Genomic DNA, 435 nt, shown 5'->3' with positions numbered 1-435 from the left:
ATTTTTGACAGCTGACCCCTCCATTTAGGTTCCTCCTTGGATCAATTCTCGGCACGCTTGTCTTCCCGCCATTGTCTGAATCCTTTGGCCGAAAATACCTCTACGTCGTCAGTACTGTACTGAGTGCTGTCAGTTGCGTGATAACTGGTGTGGTAGATTCTATTGGCGCCGTAGTCGTCGGACGATTTATGGCTGGAGTCTTGTCCGGAGTTCCTTTTACAGTGGTAGGCGGGAGTATTGAGGATATGTGGGGAATTCGGCCCCGTGTCTGGGTCATTTTCTTATGGGCCGTTGTATGCAATGTTGGAATGTCCATTGGCCCTATTATGGGCACTTATTTCACTGCGGTGCTGGGATGGTAAGTGGTCATACTCTTCCGTGCAAGTTTTTGAGATGCTTATGGCCGATATCCGTAGGAGATGGGCTTACTACATA

1 protein-coding gene is annotated in these 435 nt (G+C 48.7%); it reads left to right on the top strand.

The genetic code is table 11. The annotated features are described in order from the left end of the window. Positions 1-11: 11 nt before the first annotated feature. Complete coding sequence (locus tag JS756_RS38480) at positions 12-362, top strand: MFS transporter (RefSeq protein ID WP_205387504.1); 351 nt, start codon at positions 12-14, stop codon at positions 360-362. Positions 363-435 lie beyond the last annotated feature (73 nt).

Origin of the sequence: Streptomyces actuosus (genome assembly GCF_016921115.1) — a bacterium.
Lineage (GTDB): Bacteria > Actinomycetota > Actinomycetes > Streptomycetales > Streptomycetaceae > Streptomyces > Streptomyces actuosus_A.
Note: the sequence above shows the minus strand (reverse complement) of the source record. Positions and strands in the feature narration are given on the sequence as shown.